Origin of the sequence: Anoxybacillus sp. PDR2 (genome assembly GCF_009834045.1) — a bacterium.
Classification (GTDB): Bacteria; Bacillota; Bacilli; order Bacillales; family Anoxybacillaceae; genus Anoxybacteroides; species Anoxybacteroides rupiense.
The window spans coordinates 1,502,685-1,522,566 of record NZ_CP047158.1; the positions used below are offsets into that span (position 1 = coordinate 1,502,685).

The 19,882-nt window shown below is 41.1% G+C and carries 20 protein-coding genes and 1 pseudogene; 17 read left to right on the plus strand and 4 right to left on the minus strand.

The window, feature by feature from the left end:
• The first annotated feature begins 10 nt into the window (after positions 1-10).
• Together GRQ40_RS07280 and GRQ40_RS07285 are read left to right on the plus strand one after the other, a co-directional pair.
• The gene (locus GRQ40_RS07280; RefSeq protein WP_080862648.1) at positions 11-862 is read left to right on the plus strand and encodes a 3-hydroxyacyl-CoA dehydrogenase family protein; all 852 of its coding nucleotides are present in this window, start codon (positions 11-13) and stop codon (positions 860-862) included.
• 16 nt (positions 863-878) lie between these two features.
• Positions 879-2,033: a thiolase family protein gene (locus GRQ40_RS07285; protein ID WP_044745294.1), complete on the plus strand. Its 1,155-nt coding sequence runs from the start codon at positions 879-881 to the stop codon at positions 2,031-2,033.
• Between the two features lie 44 nt (positions 2,034-2,077).
• Here GRQ40_RS07285 and GRQ40_RS07290 read toward each other — a convergent pair whose 3' ends face one another.
• A complete protein-coding gene (locus GRQ40_RS07290) occupies positions 2,078-2,689 on the minus strand; it encodes a trimeric intracellular cation channel family protein (RefSeq protein ID WP_044745293.1) in 612 nt (203 codons plus the stop codon).
• Between the two features lie 747 nt (positions 2,690-3,436).
• Between GRQ40_RS07290 and hflX the strand changes: the two genes are divergently transcribed.
• The 5 genes from hflX to glnA all read left to right on the plus strand — a co-directional run bounded on the left by hflX (position 3,437) and on the right by glnA (position 8,103).
• Complete coding sequence (gene hflX, locus GRQ40_RS07295) at positions 3,437-4,702, plus strand: GTPase HflX (RefSeq protein WP_221211952.1); 1,266 nt, start codon at positions 3,437-3,439, stop codon at positions 4,700-4,702.
• 107 nt (positions 4,703-4,809) lie between these two features.
• Complete coding sequence (locus GRQ40_RS18730; protein ID WP_255357495.1) at positions 4,810-4,938, plus strand: hypothetical protein; 129 nt, start codon at positions 4,810-4,812, stop codon at positions 4,936-4,938.
• A 28-nt stretch (positions 4,939-4,966) separates the two neighbouring features.
• Entirely contained in the window at positions 4,967-6,235 is a 1,269-nt protein-coding gene (locus GRQ40_RS07300; RefSeq protein ID WP_159719631.1) for a methionine gamma-lyase family protein, read from the plus strand.
• Between the two features lie 77 nt (positions 6,236-6,312).
• Complete coding sequence (locus tag GRQ40_RS07305) at positions 6,313-6,720, plus strand: MerR family transcriptional regulator (protein WP_044745291.1); 408 nt, start codon at positions 6,313-6,315, stop codon at positions 6,718-6,720.
• A gap of 48 nt (positions 6,721-6,768) precedes the next feature.
• Positions 6,769-8,103 carry a type I glutamate--ammonia ligase gene (gene glnA, locus GRQ40_RS07310; RefSeq protein WP_066147395.1) on the plus strand — a complete coding sequence of 445 codons (1,335 nt, stop codon included), beginning with the start codon at positions 6,769-6,771 and terminating at the stop codon, positions 8,101-8,103.
• A 171-nt stretch (positions 8,104-8,274) separates the two neighbouring features.
• On the opposite strand, the gene GRQ40_RS07315 is transcribed toward glnA, so the two are convergent.
• Both GRQ40_RS07315 and GRQ40_RS07320 read right to left on the minus strand, forming a co-directional pair.
• The gene (locus GRQ40_RS07315) at positions 8,275-8,709 is read right to left on the minus strand and encodes an HIT family protein (protein WP_159719632.1); all 435 of its coding nucleotides are present in this window, start codon (positions 8,707-8,709) and stop codon (positions 8,275-8,277) included.
• A gap of 134 nt (positions 8,710-8,843) precedes the next feature.
• A pseudogene (locus GRQ40_RS07320) lies at positions 8,844-9,425 on the minus strand (transposase).
• A gap of 284 nt (positions 9,426-9,709) precedes the next feature.
• Here GRQ40_RS07320 and GRQ40_RS07325 point away from each other — a divergent pair.
• From GRQ40_RS07325 to GRQ40_RS07350, 6 genes are all read left to right on the plus strand, one after another.
• Positions 9,710-10,498, plus strand: a complete 789-nt coding sequence (locus GRQ40_RS07325; protein WP_159719633.1) for a M23 family metallopeptidase — start codon at positions 9,710-9,712, stop codon at positions 10,496-10,498.
• Positions 10,499-10,938: 440 nt separating this feature from the next.
• The gene (locus GRQ40_RS07330) at positions 10,939-11,382 is read left to right on the plus strand and encodes an ASCH domain-containing protein (protein WP_159719634.1); all 444 of its coding nucleotides are present in this window, start codon (positions 10,939-10,941) and stop codon (positions 11,380-11,382) included.
• Between the two features lie 120 nt (positions 11,383-11,502).
• Entirely contained in the window at positions 11,503-11,931 is a 429-nt protein-coding gene (locus GRQ40_RS07335; RefSeq protein WP_236546413.1) for a DUF6173 family protein, read from the plus strand.
• A gap of 182 nt (positions 11,932-12,113) precedes the next feature.
• Positions 12,114-12,605 (plus strand): hypothetical protein, encoded by a 492-nt coding sequence (locus GRQ40_RS07340; RefSeq protein ID WP_159719635.1) that lies wholly within the window; start codon positions 12,114-12,116, stop codon positions 12,603-12,605.
• A gap of 632 nt (positions 12,606-13,237) precedes the next feature.
• Entirely contained in the window at positions 13,238-13,816 is a 579-nt protein-coding gene (locus GRQ40_RS07345) for a DUF6944 family repetitive protein (RefSeq protein WP_159719636.1), read from the plus strand.
• 449 nt (positions 13,817-14,265) lie between these two features.
• Complete coding sequence (locus tag GRQ40_RS07350) at positions 14,266-14,628, plus strand: NAD(P)/FAD-dependent oxidoreductase (RefSeq protein ID WP_044745280.1); 363 nt, start codon at positions 14,266-14,268, stop codon at positions 14,626-14,628.
• Positions 14,629-15,655: 1,027 nt separating this feature from the next.
• Here GRQ40_RS07350 and lexA read toward each other — a convergent pair.
• The gene (lexA, locus tag GRQ40_RS07355; protein WP_044745279.1) at positions 15,656-16,279 is read right to left on the minus strand and encodes a transcriptional repressor LexA; all 624 of its coding nucleotides are present in this window, start codon (positions 16,277-16,279) and stop codon (positions 15,656-15,658) included.
• A 148-nt stretch (positions 16,280-16,427) separates the two neighbouring features.
• Between lexA and yneA the strand changes: the two genes are divergently transcribed.
• The 4 genes from yneA (at position 16,428) to tkt (ending at position 19,822) form a co-directional block, all read left to right on the plus strand.
• A complete protein-coding gene (gene yneA, locus GRQ40_RS07360; RefSeq protein WP_044745278.1) occupies positions 16,428-16,727 on the plus strand; it encodes a cell division suppressor protein YneA in 300 nt (99 codons plus the stop codon).
• Between the two features lie 16 nt (positions 16,728-16,743).
• Entirely contained in the window at positions 16,744-17,394 is a 651-nt protein-coding gene (locus GRQ40_RS07365; protein WP_044745277.1) for a YneB family resolvase-like protein, read from the plus strand.
• Positions 17,395-17,461: 67 nt separating this feature from the next.
• A complete protein-coding gene (locus tag GRQ40_RS07370; RefSeq protein WP_159719637.1) occupies positions 17,462-17,692 on the plus strand; it encodes a DUF896 domain-containing protein in 231 nt (76 codons plus the stop codon).
• 123 nt (positions 17,693-17,815) lie between these two features.
• The gene (gene tkt, locus GRQ40_RS07375; RefSeq protein ID WP_080862635.1) at positions 17,816-19,822 is read left to right on the plus strand and encodes a transketolase; all 2,007 of its coding nucleotides are present in this window, start codon (positions 17,816-17,818) and stop codon (positions 19,820-19,822) included.
• Positions 19,823-19,882 lie beyond the last annotated feature (60 nt).

Genomic DNA, 19,882 nt, shown 5'->3' on the forward strand with positions numbered 1-19,882 from the left:
AGGGAAGGGCATGTTGCAATCCGTTGCGGTTATCGGCTCCGGTTTAATGGGAAGCGGAATTGCTCAGTCGCTGGCCATGGGTGGGAAAACTGTATATTTATACGATATTTCCGACTCCGCTCTTGAGAAAGGAAGAGATTCGATTCGCAAAAGTCTAGCGCGATTTGTGAAGTCTGGTAAATGGAGTGAGCAGCAGGTGGAGGATGTGCTGAATCGAATTCAGACAGGCACGAATCTACAAACGGCTGTAAAGGATGTGGATGTGGTGATCGAAGCGGTTCCAGAGCAGCTAGCACTAAAAAAAGAGGTGTTTAAACAACTGGATCGCTATGCGAAGCAGGAAGCCGTGTTGGCCACGAATACCTCTGAGTTAAGTGTGACGGCGATTGCTTCAGCCACGCAACGGCCGAGCCAGGTAATCGGCATGCATTGGTTCAATCCTGCGCCGGTGATGAAGCTGATTGAAATCGTGAAAGGAGTCCCTACATCTGAGAAAACGATTCGAATCATTGAGCAATTGTCTCAAGAGATTGGAAAAGAAACGGTAGTAGTGGAAGACAGGCAGGGGTTTGTCACTACACGAGCCATTGCTGCTCATATGATTGAATGCATCCGGATGTATGAGGAGGGAGTCGCTTCCGCAGAACATATTGATAAAGCGATTTGTCTCGGCCTAAATTATCCGATGGGACCACTCGAGCTTGCTGACTTAGTCGGCTTGGATACCATGCTATTTGTCAGTGAAAACATGACAGAGGCATATGGAGATCGCTTTCGCCCGCCGCAAATACTTCGAAAGCTTGTTGAAGCAGGTCATTTAGGTAGAAAAACAGGAAAGGGATTTTACACATATCACGAATGAAAGAAGGGAAAATGTTGTGCGAGAAGTGGTAATTGTCGAAGCAGTGCGCACGCCTGTCGGCAAGCGTAATGGAGTATTTCGTGAGGTTCATCCTGTTCATCTTGCCGCCGCGGTGCTTGCTGAAGTAGTCGATCGTGCGGGAATTGACAAGCCTCTCGTTGAGGATATTGTTATGGGATGTGTGACTCCTATTGGTGAGCAGGGGTATAATATCGGGCGGCTGGCGGCACTGGAAGCAGGCTTTCCTGTCGAAGTGCCCGCTGTACAAATTAACCGGATGTGCGGATCGGGCCAGCAGGCCATTCATTTCGCTGCTCAAGAAATTCGTTCAGGGGATATGGAGATTACGATTGCTGCAGGAGTGGAAAGTATGACAAAAGTTCCGATTTTAAGCGACGGAAACGACCAGACCATTCCACCATCCTTGCATGGAAAATATGAATTTGTGCATCAAGGCATTTCTGCAGAGCTCATCGCTGAAAAATATGGGCTTACACGCGAGGAGCTTGATGCCTATGCATATGAGAGCCATCGTCGGGCGCTTCAGGCACAAGAAAAGGGGGTATTTGCCCAAGAAATTGTACCTGTGCACGGGCGGGACCAAGAAGGAAACGAGATCGTTGTTATAAAAGATGAAGGGCCGCGGCAAGATACATCGCTGGAGGCGCTGGCTTTATTGAAACCGGTATTCAAGCAAAAAGGAAAAATTACAGCCGGAAATGCAAGTCAAATGAGTGATGGAGCAGCTGCTGCGCTATTAATGGACGCAGGGACCGCCTGCCGCCTCGGAATTGTGCCGAAGGCAAGAATCATCGCGCAAACCGTTGTTGGCTCTGATCCCACATATATGCTGGATGGGGTGATTCCAGCAACGAAAAAAGTCTTGCAAAAAGCGGGTCTTACCATTGATGATATGGATCTGGTCGAGATTAATGAAGCGTTTGCACCTGTTGTGCTAGCATGGCAAAAGGAAATCGGCATCCCGCTTTCGAAGGTAAATGTCAATGGAGGAGCGATTGCCCTCGGTCATCCGCTTGGCGCAACTGGAGTTAAACTGATGACCTCTCTTGTTCATGAGCTTGAACGCAGACAGAAGAGATATGGTTTGTTGACGATTTGTATTGGACATGGGATGGCCACTGCTTCGATTATTGAGCGATGGAATGCATAAAGGGGATGGCCCAAAACGCGTTAGTGTTTTGGGCCATCCCCTTTTTATGATGCTTTTGCTTTTAATGATTTATTCGGCAGCTTCCAATTATATGTATATGATAGAATACGAAGGGCGGCAACGATCATAAAGAGAATATATAATCGAATAGGAGAGTGAGCTGCCCCAATTCCAACGGCTAATCCCGCTAAAATAGCCCAAACAGCATAAATTTCGGCACGAAGCACGAGCGGTTTTCGCCCGGCTAGCAAATCCCTAATGATCCCGCCTCCACTGCCTGTTAAAACAGCGGCTACAATGACAGCGCTCAGCGGATGCCCCATTTTGGCTGCATATAAAGCTCCTTGAATGGCAAATGCAGATAATCCGAGCGCATCAAAAAAATTCCCCCATCTTTGCCAGTGGGGCAGCATTTTTTGCGGGAACAGATAAATAACGGTCATAGCAAAGAGGGCTATATGAAACAGCATGCCTTGATCCCATAGTGCTGATACAGGAACACCGATCAGCAAATTGCGAATCGCTCCACCGCCAAAGGCAGTCACAATTCCGAGAATATAGACGCCCAAAATGTCATACTCCTCTTCCATAGCGACAATAGCGCCACTAATGGCAAAAGCAACCGTACCGATAATACTCAATATTTCCCAGGTCATACGGCAAATCCCTTTCTTCATCGTATTACGGTAAACATTTTAGGCGGAATAGATAAGAAAATCAATCATCATTTTTTGGCCGTTTCCTATAAGGGGATTTTGAGAATGAGATATGATTTCATGACAAAAACATAAGAAAAAAGCTTGTATATGGTATTCTACCATAAGATAAATTTCTATCGCTGAGAATTTGTATCCTTCGTCATATCTAATGAAGCAATATCCATAAACGGCTTCTAATCACCCTATGTCCATTTGACGGCCCGATTTTCCCAGTCTGTTTCCATCGTTTTTATGAACAAGTGATAAAGGACTATATAAATGTAACCTAACGTGTTAATATTTGTATGGATATGAAGTTCCGTCATTTTTGGATGATCAGGATTCTGTCACGCGTGAGGAGCAAAGGGGAAGTCAAAGTGTACCTCTGGTTGCCCAAAACAATGGAGCCTTTTCTTTTCTGGATCCGTCGTTCCATCTTTAAGGTGCCATCATGTCATTTCTTGAGTAGATGGGGGACAAAACATTATAGTAGAAATATAAGCAGCCGAAATCGCCTAAGGGCTGTGTGAAAGTTGGCTTGAACGGATATAAACAATATAATGAGAGTGTTTTAAGGATGAAAAATCAGCAAAGCCAAAGACAACATGATCAAGTTTATAAGTTAAAAAAAGCGACGGCATGGTTCGTCATAAAAGATCTAAGAAAAAGTAATGACCAGCCGTTGCTCAGAAAGAGGGGAGCATATTGCAGGAGATTCAAAAAAGCGATCGAGAAAGAGTCATCATTGTTGGTTGCCAGCTTGCCGATGAAGATGATGATCGGTTTTCATATTCGATGGAGGAGCTTGCTTCGCTTGTTCATACAGCGCACGGAGAGGTGATCTTGCAGCTTTCACAAAAGCGGGAAGCGGTCCATCCAGCGACATATATCGGAAAAGGAAAAGTTGAGGAGCTTGCTCGACTTGTGGAACAGCTTGAGCCAGATGTAATTATTTTCAATGATGAGCTATCGCCAAGCCAAGCCCGGAATCTTTCTAAGCTGTTGGAAGCAAGAGTAATTGACCGTACCCAGTTGATTTTAGACATATTCGCGCAGCGAGCTCGCTCGAAGGAAGGAAAGCTGCAAGTCGAACTTGCCCAGTTGCAATATTTATTGCCGCGTTTAAGCGGGCAGGGTGTACAGCTTTCTCGTCTAGGCGGCGGAATTGGCACAAGGGGACCGGGAGAAACGAAGCTAGAAACCGACCGTCGTCATATCCGTCGCCGCGTTGATGAGATTAAAAATCAGCTAAAATGGGTAGTGGAACATCGCGTGCGTTATCGTGAACGCCGTAAGAAAAACAGGACATTTCAAATCGCGCTTGTTGGCTACACTAATGCTGGAAAATCAACGCTATTTAACCGTTTGACCAACGCTGATTCATTTGAAGAAAATTTACTGTTTGCTACGTTAGATCCTCTGACACGAAAATTCATCTTACCAAGCGGCTATACAGCGTTATTGACCGATACGGTCGGTTTTATTCAAGACTTGCCGACAACTCTTGTGGCTGCTTTTCGATCGACATTGGAAGAAGTGAAAGAGGCTGATTTGATTTTGCATGTCGTTGATTCTTCAAATTTGGATTATGTTCAGCATGAACAGACGGTTTACGATTTGCTACAAGATCTTGAGGTGTCAGCTATTCCAATTGTCACGATTTACAATAAGAGAGATCTTGCTGATAAGAATTTTATCCCAAGCTCGAGAACAGATTCGATTTTTATTAGTGCTTTAAATGAAACCGATCTGCAACAGCTTCGTCAATTTATTGAAACAGCAATGATTGAAGCAATGGAGCCTTATGATGTGTCAGTGTCGGCGTGTGATGGAAAATTGCTTGCCCAATTAAAGACAGAAACCATTTTACAAACATTGCATTACCATGAGGAGAAAGAAATGTACGAATGCCAAGGGTTTATTTTGCCAGAACACCCGCTGTATCCACAGCTTAAAACTGCGCAACTCTAGCATGTATACGGAATTGAGCAATGGGGCTAGTTTCGGACAGGTTGGCCCCAGTGCGCTTTTTCCGCAATGTCTCCGAACGTTCTTATTGGGAAATTAGGTGGAAAAGCATGGCTTTCGTGCTCTTTGCCGACTGGCTTCAAATGGGGCTTTCAATGGGCGAATGGCACGGGTCAAAGGGCTTTCCGCAGACCTTGGCGCAAAATAGGAAAAGCGATAAGAATATCATAGACCATTGAGAAATTCAGCATAGAAAGGGTTTGTTTTATGTTTCAGCATTTAAAATACGGCAAAGAAATTGCAGTACTTGTTCAAGAAGTAGAGGAGCGCATAGCTCCAATGCATAAAGAAATCGAGCAGCGAATCGATTATAACCAGTATCGTGTTCTCGAAAGCTTTCGGCGCCATCAAGTCAGCGACGCTCATTTTATTCCTACAACGGGATATGGATACGATGATATCGGGCGCGACACACTTGAAAAGGTGTATGCAGATGTGTTTGGCGGAGAAGCGGGGCTTGTTCGGCCGCACATTATTTCTGGAACACATGCTATCTCGATTGCGTTATTTGGGATCCTTCGCCCTGGAGATGAGCTGCTCTACATTACGGGAAAGCCATATGATACGCTTGAGGAAATTGTCGGCATTCGTGGAGACGGCAGCGGATCGCTAAAAGAATTCCATATCCGTTATCGAAGCGTTCCTTTGACCGCAGAGGGAAAAATAGATGTTGAGGCTGTAAAAAACGCTATTCATGAGCGTACGAAGATGATTGGGATACAGCGCTCAAAAGGGTATGATCCTCGTCCTTCCTTTACGATTGCTGAGATTGAAGAAATGATCCGTCTTGTCAGATCGATAAAACGAGATGTAGTTGTATTTGTTGATAATTGCTACGGAGAATTCGTCGAAGAAAGGGAGCCTTGCCACGTGGGCGCCGATCTTATTGCTGGTTCTCTTATAAAAAATCCAGGAGGGGGGCTGGCGAAAACGGGAGGATATCTTGTCGGCAAAAAAAAATATATAGAAATGTGCTCTTACCGAATGACCTCTCCTGGTATTGGTGCAGAAGCGGGCGCTTCTCTTTATAGCCTGCAGGAAATGTATCAGGGCTTTTTCTTGGCGCCGCATATTGTCGGGCAAGCACTGAAGGGAGCGATATTTACGGCTGCGATGCTTGAGCGTGTCGGCATGAATACATATCCAGCATGGGATGCAAAGCGTACAGATCTTATTCAATCGGTGCAGTTTGATGACCCAAAGAAAATGGTTGCATTTTGCCAAGCTATTCAATTTGCCTCACCGATCAATTCTCATTTTATGCCATATCCAAATTATATGCCTGGGTATGAGGATGATGTGATTATGGCAGCTGGAACATTTGTTCAAGGAGCAAGTATTGAACTGACAGCAGATGGTCCGCTTCGTCCTCCATATGTAGCCTATGTACAAGGAGGATTAACGTACTCCCACGTAAAAATTGCGATTTGTACAGCACTTGATCACCTGATAGAAAAAGGTTTGATTTCTTTGTGAGAAAATATAACATTGTATTGACATATTACCTGACATTGTAATAAAATAAAAATATATGATTAAAGGAGGCGTTTGACATGAGTAGCAACATTCGACGTTCTATGCCGTTGTTTCCAATCGGCATTGTCATGCAATTAACAGAGTTGTCTGCTCGTCAAATCCGCTATTATGAGGAACATGGACTTGTTTCTCCTGCAAGAACGGAAGGAAATCGGCGTCTTTTTTCTTTTAATGACATCGACCGACTTCTTGAAATAAAAGATTTGATTGACCAAGGGGTAAATCTGGCTGGAATCAAGCAGATTTTTGCAGCGCGTCAGTCTGAAGCGAACCGTGAGCCGGCGGGAGAGAAAGTGGAAAAGGTTGTTAAGCAACAATTGTCAGATGAAGAACTGCGAAAAATGTTGAGAGCAGAGCTTATGCAAGCTGGACGCTTTAATCGCGCATCGCTTCGCCAAGGCGACATTGCCCGCTTTTTTCATTAAGTTAGTTTATTTTATGCTTTATATAAAGAATAATAGGGAGGATTTGGCATGGCGAAATATACAAAAGAAGATATCATCCGCATTGTCCAAGAGGAAAATGTCAAGTATATCCGTTTGCAATTTACGGATATATTAGGAACCATCAAAAACGTAGAAATTCCAATTAGCCAGCTACAAAAAGCGCTAGATAACAAGATTATGTTTGATGGTTCGTCCATTGAAGGATTTGTTCGCATTGAGGAATCTGATATGTATTTGTATCCGGACTTGGATACATTTGTGATTTTCCCATGGACAGCAGAAAAAGGGAAAGTGGCTCGCTTCATTTGTGATATTTACAATCCAGATGGTACTCCGTTTGAAGGATGCCCTCGTTATAATTTAAAACGCATGTTAAAGGAAATGGAAGCGTTAGGCTTTACGGCTTTTAACCTTGGTCCCGAGCCAGAATTCTTCCTATTTAAGCTTGATGACAAAGGAAATCCGACACTTGAATTAAACGATAATGGTGGCTACTTTGACTTGGCGCCGACAGACTTAGGGGAGAATTGTCGCCGCGATATTGTGCTTGAGCTTGAAGAAATGGGATTTGAAATCGAAGCCTCCCACCATGAAGTAGCACCTGGTCAGCATGAAATTGATTTTAAATATGCTAACGCGGTAAAGGCGTGCGACGATATTCAAACATTTAAACTTGTGGTGAAAACAGTGGCTCGCAAGCATGGCTTGCATGCGACATTTATGCCAAAACCGCTCTTTGGCGTGAACGGATCAGGAATGCATTGCAACTTGTCATTGTTCAAACACAATGAGAATGCGTTTTTTGACCCAAATGGCGATTTACAATTGAGTGAGGTTGCCCGTCAGTTTATCGCTGGTGTATTAAAGCATGCACCGAATTTTACAGCTGTGACAAATCCGACAGTGAATTCTTATAAACGTCTTGTGCCTGGATATGAAGCGCCATGCTATGTGGCTTGGTCTGCGCGCAATCGCAGCCCGCTGATCCGCATCCCTGCTTCCCGCGGCATGAGCACACGGATTGAGGTTCGCAGTGTCGACCCTGCAGCTAACCCATATTTAGCAATGGCTGTGCTGCTTGCGGCTGGCTTAGACGGAATTAAAAACAAATTAACTCCTCCAGATCCAGTTGATCGCAATATTTACGTCATGACAAAAGAGGAGCGCCTTGAAGAAGGAATCGTTGATTTGCCGTCAACATTAGCTGAAGCACTGCAAAATTTAAAATCCGATGAAGTGATGATTCATGCGCTAGGAAAGCATTTATTTGAACATTTCGTCGAAGCGAAGGAAATTGAATGGGATATGTTCCGCACACAAGTCCATCCGTGGGAACGCGATCAATACATGGCCCTTTATTAATCGTAAAACCCCTTGACCCTCTAGGTGTTGAGGGGTTTTTATATCGGGCATTTTTCGATTGTGAATATGCGTTTTATCAGCTGCCCGATTTTAGTTAATAAATGTCGATCATTTTGAAGTGTTATTTTTTAAAATCGTTGATATAATGCGGTTATCGCTCTAATTTTAATCTCATAACCTCTCATGCAATTTGATTTTCTCCCACGTCTTGAGTAGATTTTTATTCTCCGCTGCAACAAAATCAGTCTCTAATTTCAAGACAATTTTCTCATCTTTGTGTCTAGGTATAATATGAAAATGAATATGTTTAATATCTTGTTGTGCCCAATATCCGTTATCTTGAATTACTGTAAAGTCTTTGCAAATCCCCGATTTAATTAATTTTTTTGACACTATTATCAAGGAATTCATTAAAGCATTAGCGATTTGATTGTCTTTTATATCATCAAGCCTCTCGATATGTTTATTGGTGACGATTAAGGTATGGCCAACACTTACGGGATTGATGTCAAGAAATGCTGTTACATCATCATCTTTATAAACCTCATAGCAGGGAGACTTACCATTAACGATTTCGCAAAATACACATTTTTTCATTTTACTCATTTACACTTTACCAAGTGTTCCTCTCTTTCTAACAATTTTTTCACAACTCACAAAAAATAACACTCCTATACAAAACGTTGCTAGCGTTAAGAATTTTATGTAAATAAGAATATCCTTTGCTTGTAGAAATTAACTTACGTGTTGCTTTTAAACATGGCTTGCAGTTCTGTGCGGGCTTGATCAAAGCCAATGTGACAGCGTGTGGCAAAGCGCTGGTTGTAGTCTTCAAACTGTGAAACTAAGAACTTTTCTAGTGCTTCTTCGTGAGGAAATTGCTCTTTCCGCTTGGTGTATTTCTTGATCTGCTTGTTAAAGGATTCAATAAGATTAGTAGAGTTTTTCTCGATCAGATCAGCGATTTCAGCCATGGTTACGCCTTTTTGGAATATGTGAATAACAAAAGATTCTAACGTGTCGTTAGATCGTTTGTAGGGAGCTACGGCCTGCTGCTTAAAATCTCCATTACGATCGCGAGAAATGTGGAGGTGTAAATCGCCGTATTCCGTATGGAGTGTACATGTATCGTTCCCATTACGAGAATTACCTGAATGGAATCCTGCACGATCATACTTTTCGTAATCGAGGAAGGCTGTTAACTCGGTTCCAGCAACTGATTCATTGCTTTTTCCAGATGGATACGGAAAATTTCTGTTGTGTCTTGTGTGTCTTGCTTCGTGATCTAGAGCTTGAACTAAATCTGTTGTAAAATGATTCATAGGGGAGGCCTCTTTTCTGTGAGTTGTTGTGTGGTAACTCAATTCTACAAGAAAAGGTCTTCCTTTTCTATTTATCTATTTACACAAAATATTTTATACTCCCTTGGTGGCGTTTTTTAGTCAGATTTATTTGAAATATTAAACATTATAGAAAGTATTTTCTGTTTATGTGGTTGATCAAAATAAAATTTTAATAGAGAAAATATAGTAATATGTTTACATAAATTATATAAATTTGGTAGTTTTAGTAATGTATACATAAATAAACTTATTAGGAGGAGAGTATGAAAAAAGCTTTTTTTAAAAAAATTTTAGCATTATCTTTAGTCAGTATTTTGGGATTAACTCTTTTCCCATCTTATGAAAGGCCTGTAAAAGCTGATGATTTTACTTGCCAACCTTATAAAATGCCCACCCAAGGTACAATATCATCATATTACGGCTGGAGAAATGGTAGTTTCCACCATGGTATAGATATTCCCAAATCAGGAGATGTACCTGTTTACGCCGCATATGCTGGTATTGTGTCAAGGGCCTATTATTCTAGTTCTTATGGAAATGTTATCTTTATTAAACATCGTGGTGGAACAGCTGAAACGGTTTATGCTCATCTAAAAAGTTTTAGTGTAAAAGCTGGAGATGCGGTTTCCCCTGGACAGCAAATTGGATATATGGGTGACACAGGAGATGCAGATGGCCAACACTTGCACTTTGAAATCCACAATCCAGAATGGAATAGCTCAAAATCAAATTCAACAGATCCAATTCCTTTATTACCAGATGAAACTACTTCCCCTATATGTTGGGATGGGGACTTAATGAAAAAAGGTCAGATTGGTAGAATTACAGTCTTAAAACCTATTAATCTTTGGAAACGCGATGCTAATGATAAGCTGACTTTTGTTCGCGTCTTAAATCCTGGAGAAGTTTATCGAGTTTATGGATATGATGATCTGTATGGTGGACAATATAATGTTGGCTCTGATCATTGGATTACAAAAATGGATGGTTATATCAAATATGAAACTCCAAGTAAATGGAGATTAGATGAACTAAAACGTATTTATCCATAATCGATAAAGCATCCTTCGGGGTGCTTTTTTATTTGATAAAAAAGGGGGACCTAATTGAGATAAATGGTATAAAAAGCTGTTTTTTGCCGACAATTAATCATCCAATCATGTAGGAATGTATCTTTTGTTATCGAATGATTCTAAATGGGGAGGATGGGAATGATCGACCTGCATGTCCTAGTTGTGGTACAGGTGGGATTGAAAATATTGTATCAAGCAATAGTGTGAGAAGAGATAAAAAAGGCGATAAAAGGCTGAATGAAGTATACTGCCTGCTATGCGGATATATTTATGGAGTGTTTGGGAAGATTGAGAATATCATGTCATCATAAATTTAAAAAGAAATCTTGTGGTGCTTTTTATTTTGCGAAAACATCAAATTAAACTTTCGTGGAGGAGTGAAATAAAGAAAGAATTTTATGTTAAAGGATGGATCATGGATGAATAATAGAGTACAACAATTCTGGAATGACTTTTGTATAGCAACTCATCAGGAGGGGATTGAATATAAAGATGCTTTTCAATTTGGAGCCTCTGCTGATTGGTTAGCCGATTTAGTTGTTAGAGGAAAGAAAACTGCGACAACTTCCGGTTTCGTGTTTTATGAGTTAGAAAAAGAAGCTATACCTAAAGTTGGTGAATATTATATTGTTTTAAATGGTCGGGAAGAGCCAGTCGCAGTCATTCAAATTCAATCCGTTGAAGTTGTTCCGATGAATGAGGTGACAGAGGAATTTGCTTTAGCGGAAGGCGAAGGTGATTATCGTTCTTGGTGGAATGCACACGAAAAGTTTTTTACCAAATCATTAAAAGAATACGATATGGAATTTTCACCAACTATGTTAGTTGTATGTGAACGGTTTGAAAAAGTGTATCCAAAATAAAGAAGTTAATTTAAAAAAGGAATTGATTTAAAGCAGCCGAATAATCGGGTGCTTTTTATTTAGAGTGTGAAGGAAGCTCTCTCTCTTTGTCGAATTAAGTAGGAAAAGGGGGGATTACGCATGAGAAAAGATGCTTTTGAATCCTCAAAATCAATCGGATTTTCAACGCGGGCTGCTGGCTTTTCGAAAAACGTTATTGAACCACCAAAGCTGAATTTTTCCGACGTTGCACTTACTAACCCTAATTTAGCAAGTGAGTTCTATAAAAGATTAATCGAAATGATTAATGATTTTGAAGGAGATTTAGACGAAGAACATGAAGTTGGGATAAGATTGGTTGCATTTGGGCAAACATTGCAATTTCATATTGAAAGTATAGGTTATTGTAATCCTAGTCTAATCACGTTTCAAGGCAGACTACAGAATGGCGCGCGTGTAGAGCTAATACAGCATGTATCACAAATAAACTTTTTGTTAATGGCATTGCCAAAAATGGATGAAAGTGGTCCACCAAGACGCATTGGATTTAACTTAGATGAAAATGAGTAACATATATCAGGGGATTTCAAACATCAAACACCTGTAAAAAAATTCTACTTGAGTGGAAAGACAGCGGGAAGATATAGAGTGCGCCGTTTTTTGGTGTCCTTTATTTTTCATTGAGGTAAAATATGAAATTTGCTATAGTATGTAAAACTAATAAAATTCATATTATAAAGAGGGGTCTGCCGTTGAAAAAACTTTTTGTGGTTTTTGGATTACTGCTGATTGTGGTCTTAGGAAGCGGATTTTTCGTACTCAATAAGACACCTGCTAAAAATACGGAATCTCAACCTAAAAATCAAATGGAAGCTATAAAGCCAGAAGTATTACAAAGGGGAGTGGACCCCAATACTTATCCTAAATATGAGTCTAATTTCAATCTTTATTTTGCTCATCTGAATGCGTCTGTTTTTGTAGACAAATCCAAAGTTAACAACGGCGGAAAGCCTCTTAGTGCTGAGGATTATAAGTCTATTTTAAACGAAATGAAAAAGAATTTAAGCGAAATTAAATACGATAACAATGGAGAAAAGAAAGCTGAATTAGATAAAGCAATTAAATTAGTGAATCAAGCCATTCAAAGTAAGGCGAAAAAAGGCGATCCGATTTTTAATGAAATTCATCAAACGATACATGATCTGGACGTCTATTTTAACACGACGCACTTTGTCGATGAATGATCTGTAATTTATTTTTGTTTGTGTATACTCCGTGTGTTTTTTGGATTATAACTACGTAATAAAAAATTTTCGAGTCCAATGACGCTGTGAGGAAGAAGGGAGAAAAGCATAGGCAAAAAGTGTATAGGGTATATAGTTGGACCAGAGGGTGTGAGGGAAGAAAGGGGCATAGCCCCAATCCGCCTGATAATTGCCCGATTTTAGTTAATAAATGTCGATTCATTTTGAAGTGTTATTTTTTAAAATCGTTGATATAATGCGATTATCACTCTAATTTGAATTTGCTTTACTGCTATAACTTATATTCCGCACAGAAGTCCGTCCGTGGGAACGCGATCAATACATGATCCTTTATTAATCCCTCCAATCCCTCGATCCTCTACGCGTTGAGGGGTTTTTATATTGTGGATAAAAGCAATCAATTTAATCATTGATAAAGAGTGCCCACAAAAATTGATGATACATATAAATGCTTTTTCGTTGTTTTTTGTCGTGTAAATGCTACCTAATCAGTGAGTAGGTTGTCTGAATTGCGTCACCCGTTTGGGGGGCGTTTTTTCTTTTACTAAATGAACCAAATAGCAGAATCAGAATACAATAATTGTATCAATAGGAGTTGGATTGGATAACAAATGAATAATCAGTGGAAGGAAATAGTCGGATATTCTCTTTCGGCAATCGGGACTATACAAGCAGCCATCGGCAATACTCCTCAATTTCATTTGAACAAAAATCTAGGTTATCAATTGCGGCTAGTAGGTAATGTGTTACAGGCTTTAGGAAGTGCATTATCTGCTGACGGACAAGGTATGGATTCGTTTGAAAAAATAGGGGATGAAATCCAAGCCACAGGGAACTCAACCGTTATTACAGGAATGCTGGTGGGTGACGCTTGGGGTGAAAAAATCGAACAAAAGCTTATGATTACTGGGCTGTGGATGCAAGCATTAGGGAGTTTCGTAGGTCTTTCTGATGAGTTTTTTGATCGTACAGAAGACGGGAGATTAGAGAATATCTCTGGAAGTCTGTTGCAAGGCATCGGGAATTCCTTGCAGGCCATAAGTGGCATTCAGTCATTGAATGAAAATAACTCAGAGTCAGACCTAGTTGGAGTTGCAGGAAGTTGGATACAAGCCACAGGTTCTGTTCTATCCCTTATTGGACAAATCCAGGAGGAATCTGAGGAAATACATCTTAACATTCATGAATAAGATTTTTTAGTTGTAATTTTAGATGTTAGGCATCCAAATAATTGGTTGCTTTTTATTTTATTCATCGGAGTGATGACTATGAAGTTTGATGATTGTTTACGAAATCAAATGAACTTATCATTCGATTTCTCAAGCGATACAGCTGTAAAACATCGTCATTGCGACATTCAATATACTTTAAGAATGAAGCTATCGACTGGCTAATCAATAGCTTTGTGTACGTCATTGTGAAAATGATTGGCAACGGCTGACGGTGCTTTTCACCATTTCCAAAGACACTCCATGAGATTCAGCTTTGGAGAAGAAGGTGCTTTTCTTAATACACAGCAAAACATCATAGGAAGAAAATCACACAGATAGTACGATCATAAAAAATAATGAATATTCGGATAAAACACTAAAAAATGAGCGCGGAATATGAGATAATAAAAAAAAGGAGGTTGATTTATATGAAAAAGATACCTCTTAGAGTTTTGTTTATAACAATCGTTTTGTTTTTTGTTAGTGGTGGACTTAGTGGTGCGGTAGTCTATCATATGAGCGATGCAGCGGAAGCAGCGAAAAAAGAGTACCAGCAAGAAATCAATCAATACTTGTCAGAAAAAGACATGAAAATAAAAAATGATCTATCCAATGTAACACAGTCTGAAATCCAGCGATTGCAAGATGAAACTAAAAAATACTTAAATGAAAAGCTCAATCAAGATTATCAACAGTCTTTAAATCAAAAAACAGAAGAAATTAAAAAAGTTACCGATCAGAAGATAGAAGAGATAAAAAACTACATTGATCAATTACTTAAAAATCAATGATGGTAAAATAAGAAATGAAACAAAACAATAGAATAATAATAGGACATTCTACCGAAAAAAAGCGATGATGATTCATAGACTTGATTTCGGTCTGTAGTTTTCATCCTGTCGGCAAAGCACGATATAAATAAAACTTAACGATTGAACCAATAGTATCTGTACCGCGGCTGGAAGGCAAGTCCACAGGCTTGCCTTCTCGTCATGTATCCGCGCGATGAAGGTCTGAACAAACTCTATTTTATGGTTCTGTGTTCTTGGGTTCAGGACTTTGTCGCTCCATCTCAGTCATGTTTTTCGGTTTTCTGGATACAGCTATAAGAGAAATAATAAATCCGATTCCTAAGATAGCAGATAGTGTCCATGCGAAAAATTCAATAGATAACATGGCCTGATGCTCTCCTTTTTTGATGTTATGTAAATGATATGCAGAGATATGGATTCGCATGATTATGGTGATGAGGAATCAAAAAAACAAGAAAAAGAAATGCTTTCCTTGAATTTAGATTATTAGCCATATACCCTAAGGGAATAGTCTCATTTAAAGAGAAAAACTAGGAAAGAAGTTCGATGAGGTTTAAAGGAATTACGATTCATCCTGTATATAAGTGCTGAATGGTTTCGGCATTGGGTCCATTTGCGAATGATCGAAATCCAACGAAAAGATGGAATAGACGCCCCATTCAAAAGCAGAATTTGTTTTTCGCCGGTTCGAGACAAGTCCGTGACTTGCCTCGGTCATAGCAGCTGTAGTCTCTACAGTTACAACGTTAGTCACTATCATTTTATCTGTCAAGAACGATACGGATTATGATGTAGAGAAATGATTTGCTGTTCGTTCCTGTCTTTATGCAGCATCCGTCTTAAAATGGGCAAAAATGTACCGCTCAAATGAATTGCACAAAATGATGTCGCTTCCATCCATATAGACAAATAAGAGAACCTAGCGGATTTTAACAATGATCGAATAATCATCGCTACTTAAAACAAGGGTAGATAAGGTGAATTTCACTTTATCTACCCTTGTTTGTTATTGAATCATGCGATATACGCCGATCACTTTCCCGAGAATCGTAACATCGTTGACGATAATAGGCTCCATATGAGGGTTTTCTGGCTGTAGGCGAATGTGGCCTTGTTCTTTAAAAAAGCGCTTGACGGTTGCTTCGTTTTCTTCCGTCATAGCAACGACAATATCTCCGTTATTAGCTGACTGCTGCTGACGAACAATGACAAAATCTCCGTCTAAAATGCCTGCCTCAATCATGCTATCGCCCATTATTTCAAGCATAAAAACATGGTCCTCTGCAGAAACGAAGCGTTCTGGGAGCGGAAAATAGTCCTCCACATTTTCGATAGCGGTTATTGGTTGCCCTGCCGTTACCTTTCCGATGACCGGAACATTGATCACATTGCTCGGCCGCATGAATGAGGCAAAATCCGGATCTAATATTTCAATCGCGCGAGGTTTAGTTGGATCACGGCGGATGTATCCTTTGCTTTCAAGCCGAGCTAAATGTCCATGCACCGTTGAGCTAGAGGCAAGTCCAACCGCTTCGCCAATCTCACGAACGGAAGGAGGATACCCTTTAGTTTTTACTTCTTTTTTGATGAAATCGAGAATTTGCTGTTGGCGTTTCGACAGTTTGGTCATGTTTCACACCTCTTACCCATCGTTTTTTTTATTATAACACGAGGAGAACAAAAAAACAAACATAAGTTCGAAAAAATGGTTGACGCAAACGAATGTTCTTAATATAATGGGTAGAAAAGCGAACAAACATTCTAAGAGGTGAGAGAAGATGAAAGTTACTCATTATCTCGTGTTTTCATGCTTGGTGTTTATGCTACTATCAGGTTTCGTGTATGCGAGCCATCCGATTCAAAAGGAGAAATATTTAAAAATTACGGTAGAATCCGGAGATACGCTTTGGGGAATAGCCAATGAATACAGATCTTCACATCAGCTTTCAACGAAAGAATTTATTGAATGGGTAATGAATGTAAACCATTTGCCAAATGAAAAAATTGCTGCGGGTGAAAAGCTAGTGATTCCCGTGTTAAAATCAAAGGCAGAAAAGAAGCTAGTCGTCAGTAAATAATAATGGAGATGATGGAATGAAAGCGATTATTTATTGTCGGGTGAGCACAAACAAAGAGGAACAAGAAACATCACTGCAACGGCAGAAGGAGGAGCTTGAGCAGCTCGCCGAAACATATCGTTTTCAAGTCGTTAAGGTCATTGAAGAGCGGGCAAGCGGTTATGAGATTGAGCGAGACGGGATACTGGAGCTTTTAGAAGCGCTGAAAGAGGATAAAATCGAAGCCGTTCTCATCCAAGATGAAACGAGGCTTGGACGAGGAAATGCAAGAATTGCCCTATTGCATTGTATTCAAAAAGAAGGAGCCAAGCTGTATACGGTGTGCCATCATGGAGAACTACAGCTATCAGAAGCTGATTCCATGGTACTAAGTATCCTCAGCATCGTAGAGGAGTATCAGCGCAAAATACATAACTTAAAAATTAAGCGCGGGATGCAAAAAGCCGTTGAACGTGGATATCGGCCAGAAAGAAATTTGAAAAATATAGGTGAACATGCCGGAAGAGATCGCCTTGAGCTACCAATTGAAGAAATTATCCGTCTGCGTAGGAACGGACTGACCTTTGCTGAAATTGCGGCGACTTTGCGCGGATTTGGATATGATGTGTCGAAAGCGACTGTCCATCGCCGCTATCAGGAATATGAGCGGAAAAGTCAGTCAACATAGTTGTCAAGGATCCATTTCTCTAGTAAGATGGGGGCATAATATTTTTCGAAATAGGTGGAATGAAACGATGATCTCAAAACAAAAAATCGCTCGCATTAATGAATTAGCGAAAAAGGCAAAGACAAGCGGGTTGACAGAAGCGGAGAAAAAAGAGCAAGAGCAGCTTCGCAACGAGTATCTTCAAGCATTTCGCCAAGCGGTAACGGATACTCTGCATTCTGTAAAAATTATTGATCCAAATGGAAAAGATGTGACGCCCAAAAAATTGAAGGAAAGTCAAAAAAATTGGTTGCATTAAGAGAAGCAAGCATTCTCATCAGTCAAAGATTCTTGATTTTTTGAAGAAACGTTGTACATTTTTTCTTACTTTCTATATGATAGAAATGGATAAAACGCTACGAAACGAAAGGATGAGCAAAAAATGGCACAAACGATTGATCAATTGGCCATCACGACAATCCGAACGTTGTCGATTGATGCAATTGAAAAAGCGAATTCCGGGCATCCAGGCATGCCGATGGGCGCTGCGCCGATGGCCTATACGCTTTGGACCAAATTCATGAATCATAATCCAAGCAATCCAAAATGGTTTAACCGCGACCGTTTTGTGCTATCTGCGGGTCATGGCTCTATGCTTTTATATAGCTTGCTTCATTTAAGTGGCTATGACGTATCAATGGAAGATATCAAACAGTTTCGCCAATGGGGGAGCAAAACACCCGGACATCCGGAGTACGGTCATACACCTGGAGTAGAAGCAACAACAGGTCCGCTTGGTCAAGGGATTGCGATGGCTGTCGGTATGGCAATGGCAGAACGTCATTTAGCGACTACATACAATCGAGATCATTTTGAGATTATTAACCATTACACATATGCCATTTGCGGCGATGGAGACTTGATGGAAGGGGTTGCCTCTGAAGCAGCTTCATTAGCTGGTCATTTGAAACTTGGCCGTCTCATCGTTCTTTATGATTCGAATGACATTTCGCTCGATGGAGAGCTGCAGCTTTCCTTCTCGGAAAATGTCGCACAGCGCTTTGAGGCATATGGATGGCAATATTTGCGCGTTGAGGATGGAAACGATATCGAGGAAGTTGCGAAAGCACTTGAAACAGCAAGAGCAGATGTCAATCGCCCAACGCTCATTGAAGTGAAAACAACAATTGGCTATGGATCGCCAAATAAGGCAGGAACTTCTGATGTTCACGGCGCTCCGCTTGGCGCCGATGAGCTAAAACTAACAAAAGAGGCTTATAAATGGACGTTTGCCGAAGATTTTTATGTACCGGAAGAAGTATATGGCCATTTCCGTCAAGTTGTTCAAGAAGTGGGAGCACAAAAAGAAGCGGAGTGGAATGAATTGCTTGCCGCTTACCAAAAAGCTTATCCAGATTTAGCGAACCAATTGAAGCTGGCGATCGATGAGCAGCTCCCTGAAGGATGGGAAGAGCAGCTGCCTGTTTACCCAGAAGGCAAGAACATAGCTACACGCGCATCCTCAGGAGAGGTGTTAAATGCGATTGCGAAAGCTGTTCCACAGTTTATTGGCGGTTCCGCGGATCTTGCGGGATCGAATAAAACGCTGATTAAAGGAACAGGCAACTTTATGCCGGAAAGCTATGAAGGGCGAAACATTTGGTTCGGGGTTCGTGAATTTGCCATGGGAGCGGCATTGAATGGAATGGCGCTTCATGGGGGAGTAAAAGTATTTGGCGGTACATTCTTTGTGTTTTCTGATTATTTGCGTCCAGCTATCCGTCTTGCTGCATTAATGGGCTTACCAGTCACCTATGTGTTTACGCACGACAGTATTGCGGTCGGTGAAGACGGACCGACTCATGAGCCGATTGAGCAGCTTCCTTCATTGCGGGCAATGCCGAATTTATCGTTAATCCGCCCAGCAGATGCGAACGAAACCGCGGCCGCATGGCGCTTAGCACTGGAATCAACGGATCGCCCAACAGCGCTTGTGTTGACAAGACAAAACCTCCCGACGCTTGCAACCACGGCAGAGCGCGCATATGAAGGTGTGAAAAAAGGTGCATATGTCGTATCAGAAGCAACGAATGGAGAACCGCAGGCCTTGTTGCTTGCTTCCGGTTCAGAAGTGAGTTTAGCTGTTGAAGCGCAAAAAGCGTTGGCTTCTGAGGGCATTTATGTTTCGGTTATTAGCATGCCATCTTGGGATCGTTTTGAACAGCAGCCGGAAGAATATAAAGAGCAAGTTTTGCCGTCTGCTTTGAAAAAGCGTCTAGCGATTGAAATGGCGGCTTCATTCGGGTGGGAGCGCTATACGGGAGATGAAGGAGACATTTTAGCAATCGATCGCTTCGGCGCTTCTGCTCCAGGCGAACAGATTATGAAAGAGTATGGGTTCACAGTGGAGCATGTAATCGAGCGTGTGAAGAAGCTTTTGCATCCATAATGAAATAAGGTGAAAAAGCTGCCTTTTATTAGCGAAAGGTAGCTTTTTCTTTTGTTTCGA